At 68.4% G+C, this 5,466-nt stretch carries 5 protein-coding genes; 1 reads left to right on the top strand and 4 read right to left on the bottom strand.

Annotated features, from left to right (window positions below):
• Nucleotides 1–246: 246 nt before the first annotated feature.
• From AC1D12_RS23375 to AC1D12_RS23360, 4 genes are all read right to left on the bottom strand, one after another.
• Nucleotides 247–1,200 carry an NAD(P)H-dependent flavin oxidoreductase gene (locus tag AC1D12_RS23375; protein ID WP_465112291.1) on the bottom strand — a complete coding sequence of 318 codons (954 nt, stop codon included), beginning with the start codon at nucleotides 1,198–1,200 and terminating at the stop codon, nucleotides 247–249.
• A gap of 25 nt (nucleotides 1,201–1,225) precedes the next feature.
• Nucleotides 1,226–3,019 (bottom strand): acyl-CoA dehydrogenase, encoded by a 1,794-nt coding sequence (locus tag AC1D12_RS23370; protein ID WP_477827486.1) that lies wholly within the window; start codon nucleotides 3,017–3,019, stop codon nucleotides 1,226–1,228.
• Between the two features lie 97 nt (nucleotides 3,020–3,116).
• On the bottom strand, nucleotides 3,117–4,049 hold the full coding sequence (locus AC1D12_RS23365) for an electron transfer flavoprotein subunit alpha/FixB family protein (protein ID WP_465112289.1): 933 nt from the start codon (nucleotides 4,047–4,049) through the stop codon (nucleotides 3,117–3,119).
• Between the two features lie 2 nt (nucleotides 4,050–4,051).
• A complete protein-coding gene (locus AC1D12_RS23360) occupies nucleotides 4,052–4,801 on the bottom strand; it encodes an electron transfer flavoprotein subunit beta/FixA family protein (protein WP_465112288.1) in 750 nt (249 codons plus the stop codon).
• A 206-nt stretch (nucleotides 4,802–5,007) separates the two neighbouring features.
• Here AC1D12_RS23360 and AC1D12_RS23355 point away from each other — a divergent pair.
• On the top strand, nucleotides 5,008–5,466 hold a 459-nt coding region (locus AC1D12_RS23355; RefSeq protein WP_477843160.1), incomplete at its 3' end, for a glutamate racemase.

Raw genomic sequence — 5,466 nt, 5'->3', positions numbered from 1 at the left:
ATGTTGGGCGTGCCGCTCAGGTCGGTGCGCTTCTGCTCGGCGCGCTGCGGCGAATCGGTGAGCGTCTGGGCGGTGAGGCCGGTGGCCAGGCCGAGGGAAAACAGCAAGGCGCCGGACAGCATCAGCGCCGGACGGGACATGTTCTTCATGGCGGTCTCCTCGCGCGACATGCGTGGTGGCACTGTGCGCGCGGCGAACCCGCAGCGTCAACCGGGATTGCCAGGGAAGGATCCGGCGCGAATCCCTTCAGGCCACCGCCAGCCTGCGCCGCGCCGCCTCGTACTCCCCGTGCAGCCGCTCCACCAGCACGCGCGCCGGCACCACCGAATCGATCGCCCCGATCCCTTGCCCGCAGCCCCAGATGTCCTTCCAGGCCTTGCGCGCATCGCCGCCGAAGTTCATCTTGCTCGGGTCGCTCTCGGGCAGGTTCTCCGGGTCGAGCCCGGCCTTCACGATCGAGCCCTTCAGGTAGTTGCCGTGCACGCCGGTGAAGAGGTTGCTGTAGACGATGTCGTCGCTGCTGCTGGCGACGATCATCTGCTTGTAGTCGTCGCTCGCGCGTGCTTCGTCGGTCGCGATGAAGGCCGAGCCGATGTAGGCCAGGTCGGCACCCATCGCCCGCGCCGCCAGGATCGCATCGCCGCTCGCGATCGAGCCGCTCAGCGCAAGCGGGCCGTCGAACCAGGTGCGGATCTCCTGCACCAACGCGAACGGGCTCTTCACGCCCGCATGGCCGCCGGCACCGGCCGCCACCGCGATCAGCCCGTCGGCGCCCTTCTCGATCGCCTTCTTCGCGAAGAAGTTGTTGATGACGTCGTGCAGCACGATGCCGCCCCAGGCGTGCACCGCGTCGTTCACGTCGGTGCGCGCGCCGAGCGAGGTGATGATGACCGGCACCTTGTACTTCGCGCACAGCGCCATGTCGTGATCGAGCCGGTCGTTGCTCTTGTGCACGATCTGGTTGATCGCGAACGGCGCGGCCGGGCGCTCCGGGTGCGCGCGGTCGTGCGCGGCCAGCGTCTCGGTGATCTCGGCCAGCCACTCGTCGAGCAGCTCGGCCGGGCGCGCGTTCAGCGCCGGCATCGCGCCGACGATGCCGGCCTTGCACTGCTCGATCACGAGCTTCGGGTTGCTGATGATGAACAGCGGCGAGCCGATCACCGGCAGCGGCAGGTTCTGCAGAACGGGCGGAAGCGACAAGGCGGGTCTCCGTTGAATTGACAGATCAGAATGCGTCCATCGCCAGCGCCATCACGCTGTCGGCGCCGTCGAGGATGGCATCGCGCTGGCCGGGCACGCGGCTCAGGATGTGCTCGGCATAGAAGCGTGCGGTGGCGACCTTGGACTGGAGGAAGCTCGCATCCCCTTCCTTCGCGGCCAGCTGCGTCTCGGCCACCAGCAGCGCCCGCGCCAGCTGCCAGCCGGCCATCAGGTTGCCGGCCAGCATCAGGTACGGCACCGAGCCGGCGAACACCGCGTTCGGATGCGCCTTCGTCGATCCGGCCACGAACTCGACCACCTGCACGAAGGCCTCGCGCGCCACGGCCAGCCGCTTCAGCACCGCACGCGCGGCCACGCTGTCGCGCCGTGCCAGCTCGGCCTCGGTCTTCTCGATCTGCGCGGCGATCGCCTTCGCGGTCCGGCCGCCGTCGCGCGCCGTCTTGCGGCCGACCAGGTCATTCGCCTGGATCGCGGTCGTGCCCTCGTAGATGGTCAGGATCTTCGCGTCGCGGTAGTACTGCGCCGCACCGGTCTCCTCGATGAAGCCCATGCCGCCGTGCACCTGCACGCCGAGGCTCGTCACCTCCAGGCTCATCTCGGTGCTGTAGCCCTTCACCAGCGGCACCATGAACTCGTAGAAGGCCTGGTTCTGCTGGCGCACCTCGGCATCGGGGTGCGCATGCGCGGCGTCGTAGGCGGCCGCGGCCGTCAGCGCCATCGCGCGACAGCCTTCGGTCAGGGCGCGCATCGTCATCAGCATGCGGCGCACGTCGGGGTGGTGGATGATGCTCGCGCTGCCGGCCACCGAGCCGTCGACCGGGCGCGACTGCACGCGGTCCTTCGCATAGGCCACCGCCTTCTGGTAGGCCCGCTCCGCCACCGCGATGCCCTGCATGCCCACSGCATAGCGGGCCGCGTTCATCATGATGAACATGTACTCGAGGCCGCGGTTCTCCTGGCCGATCAATTGCCCGACGGCCCCCCCATGGTCACCGAACTGCAGCACCGCGGTCGGGCTGGCCTTGATGCCCAGCTTGTGCTCGATGCTCACGCAGTGCGCATCGTTGCGCGCGCCCAGCGAGCCGTCGGCATTCACCAGGAATTTCGGCACCAGGAACAGGCTGATGCCCTTCACGCCCTCGGGTGCGCCGACCACGCGGGCCAGCACCAGGTGGACGATGTTGCCCGCCATGTCGTGCTCGCCGTAGGTGATGAAGATCTTGGTGCCGAAGATCTTGTAGCTGCCGTCGGGCTGCGGCTCGGCGCGCGTGCGCACCAGTGCGAGGTCGGAGCCGGCCTGCGGCTCGGTCAGGTTCATCGTGCCGGTCCACTCGCCGGAGATCATCTTCGGCAGGAACAGCGCCTGCTGCTCGGGGGTGCCGGCGGTGAGCAGCGCCTCGATCGCGCCATCGGTCAGCAGCGGGCACAGCGCGAAGCTCATGTTGGCGCTGTTGAGCATCTCGATGCAGGCCGCGCCGATCGTCTTCGGCAGGTTCTGCCCGCCGAAATCCGACGGATGCTGCAAGCCCTGCCAGCCGCCTTCGGCGAACTGGCGGAAGGCCTGCTTGAAGCCGGGCGTGGTGGTGACCTGGCCATCCTTCCACGACGACGGGTTCTTGTCGCCCTCGAAGTTCAGCGGCGCGAGCACCTCCTGGTTGAAGCGCGCGCATTCCTCGAGCACCGCCTGCGCCGTCTCCAGCCCGGCGTCCTCGAAGCCGGGCAGCTGCGCCACGGCCTCCAGTCCGGCGAGTTCCTTCATGCAGAACAGCATGTCCTTGACGGGGGCGATGTAGCTCATCGTTGTCTCCTTGTTCTCGTTCAGGCAAAAGAAAGCCCGTTGATTCGATCGAGCCAACGGGCTTGCGGGGCACTGCTTGCGGCGCAGGCTCCGGGTCTTACAGGGCCTTCACCAGCTCCGGCACGGCCGTGAAGAGATCAGCCTCGAGGCCATAGTCGGCCACGCTGAAGATCGGTGCCTCGGGGTCCTTGTTGATCGCGACGATCACCTTCGAATCCTTCATGCCGGCCAGGTGCTGGATCGCGCCCGAGATGCCGGCCGCGATGTACAGCTGCGGCGCGACGATCTTGCCGGTCTGCCCGACCTGCCAGTCGTTCGGCGCGTAGCCGGCGTCCACCGCGGCGCGGCTCGCACCCAGCGCGGCGCCGAGCTTGTCGGCCAGCGGCGTCAGCACCTCGTTGAACTTGTCGCTGGAGCCGAGCGCGCGGCCGCCCGAGACGATGATCTTCGCGGCCGTCAGCTCGGGGCGGTCGTTCTTCGCGATCTCGGATCCGACGAAGCTGCTCTTGCCGCCGTCGGCCGCGGCGGCGATGCTCTCCACCGCCGCCGAGCCGCCGCTGGCGGCGGCCGGGTCGAAACCGGTCGTGCGAACCGTCAGCACCTTCACCTTGTCGGCGCTCTGCACGGTGGCGATGGCATTGCCGGCGTAGATCGGGCGCTCGAAGGTATCGGGGCTGTCGACCTTGGTGACGTCGCTGATCTGCGCGACATCGAGCTTGGCAGCCACGCGCGGCGCGATGTTCTTGCCGCTGGCGGTGGCCGGGAACACGATGTGGCTGTAGGCCGAGGCCACCGCCAGCACCTGCGCCGCGACGTTCTCGGCCAGGCCGTGTTCGAAGTACGCGGCGTCGGCATGCAGCACCTTGGTGACGCCGGCGATCTGCGCGGCGGCCTGCGCCGCGGCACCGGCGTTGCTGCCGGCGACGAGCACGTGCACCTCGCCGCCGCACTGGGCGGCTGCGGTCACGGTGTTGAGGGTCGCGCCCTTGATCGAGGCGTTGTCGTGTTCAGCAATCACGAGTGCGGTCATGGTCAGATCACCTTGGCTTCGGTCTTCAGCTTGGAAACGAGCGTGGCCACGTCGGGCACCTTGATGCCGGCGCTGCGCTTCGGCGGCTCGCTCACCTTCAGGGTCTTCAGGCGCGGCGTCACGTCGACACCGAGATCGGACGGCTTCAGCACCTCGAGCGGCTTCTTCTTCGCCTTCATGATGTTGGGCAGCGTCACGTAGCGCGGCTCGTTCAGGCGCAGGTCGGTCGTGACGACCGCCGGCAGCGTGACCTTCAGCGTCTCGAGGCCGCCATCGACCTCGCGCGTGACGATCGCCGCGCCATCGGCGATCTCGACCTTGCTCGCGAAGGTGGCCTGCGGCAGGTCGGCCAGCGCGGCCAGCATCTGCCCGGTCTGGTTGCAATCGTCGTCGATCGCCTGCTTGCCGAGGATCACCAGGCCCGGCTGCTCCTTGTCGACCAGCGCCTTCAGCAGCTTGGCCACGGCCAGCGGCTGCAACTCTTCGGTGGTCTCGACGAGGATCGCGCGATCGGCGCCGATGGCCATCGCGGTGCGCAGCGTCTCCTGGCACTGCGTGACGCCGAGCGAGACGGCGATGACCTCGGTCACCGCGCCCTTCTCCTTCAATCGCACCGCCTCTTCGACGGCAATCTCGTCGAAGGGGTTCATGCTCATCTTGACGTTGGCGATGTCCACGCCGCTGCCATCGCTCTTGACCCGCACCTTGACGTTGTAGTCCACAACGCGCTTGACCGCGACCAATACCTTCATTCGCACGCTCCTGATGACTCTGAAAGGGTTGATCGATTCTAGTGGCGGGGCCTCGGGCACCCCGCGCGCGGCGCCGGGGGAGACCCTGCTGCGGCATCGAAATAGAACGATCGTGCTATTTTTATTCTCGCACAGGTCGGGGCGGTTTTCGCGTCGCGGACGCGACGTTCACGAGGAATGCGTTGCTAGACTGCGCCGCCATGCCCGTGCCGCTGCCCTCCAAGACCCCTGTCGCCGACAGCATCGGCGTGTTCGATTCGGGGCTCGGCGGGCTCTCGGTGCTGCGGGCCTTGCACCGGCAGCTGCCGCAGGCGCCGCTGCGCTACCTGGCCGATTCGGCGAACGCGCCGTATGGCGACCGCAGCGAGGCTTTCATCGTCGAGCGCTCGCAGCGCATTGCGCAGCACCTGGTGGCGCAGGGCGCGAAGCTGCTGGTGGTCGCGTGCAACACCGCGACGGCCGCGGCGGTCGCGAGCCTGCGCGAGCGCTGGCCGGCGCTGCCGATCGTCGGCGTCGAGCCCGGGCTGAAGCCGGCCGCAGCGGCCACCCGCAACGGCCGCATCGGCGTTCTCGCCACCACCGGCACGCTGCGCAGCGAGAAGTTCCGGCAACTGCTGGCGCGGCAGGGCGATGCGGTACAGATCACCGCCCAGCCCTGCCCGGGC

It is taken from the genome of Rhizobacter sp. P1_G5, from assembly GCF_056405435.1.
The sequence above is the reverse complement of the archived record's forward strand: the minus strand, read 5'-3'. Positions and strand labels throughout refer to the sequence as shown.

Coding starts and splice junctions, on each gene's coding strand:
- AC1D12_RS23365 (WP_465112289.1), bottom strand. CDS start 4,049: ATGACCGCACTCGTGATTGCTGAACACGACAACGCCTCGATCAAGGGC.
- AC1D12_RS23360 (WP_465112288.1), bottom strand. CDS start 4,801: ATGAAGGTATTGGTCGCGGTCAAGCGCGTTGTGGACTACAACGTCAAG.